Source organism: Salifodinibacter halophilus, from assembly GCA_012999515.1.
Taxonomy (GTDB): domain Bacteria; phylum Pseudomonadota; class Gammaproteobacteria; order Nevskiales; family Salinisphaeraceae; genus Salifodinibacter; species Salifodinibacter halophilus.
The window spans coordinates 1-260 of the sequence record JABEEB010000382.1 but is presented as its reverse complement, the minus strand read 5'-3'; the positions used below and the strand labels follow the sequence as shown (position 1 = coordinate 260).

The window sequence follows — 260 nt, the reverse complement described above, 5'->3', positions numbered from 1 at the left end:
GCCTGATCAAGGGCGGGGGCGCCGCGCTGACCCGCGAGAAGATCATCGCCGAGGCCAGCGCCAAGTTCGTCTGCATCGTCGACCCGTCCAAGCAGGTCAAGGTGCTGGGCAAGTTCCCGCTGCCGGTGGAAGTGATTCCGATGGCGCGCAGCCTGGTCGCCCGCCAGATCGTGGCGATCACCGGTGGCCAGCCGGTGTGGCGCCAGGACGCCGCCGGCAATGGCGTGGTCACCGACAACGGCAACGTCATCCTCGACATC

1 protein-coding gene is annotated in these 260 nt (G+C 68.1%); it reads left to right on the top strand.

The window, feature by feature from the left end; genetic code table 11:
* On the top strand, nucleotides 1-260 hold a 260-nt coding region (locus tag HKX41_12120), incomplete at both ends, for a ribose 5-phosphate isomerase A (protein NNC24881.1).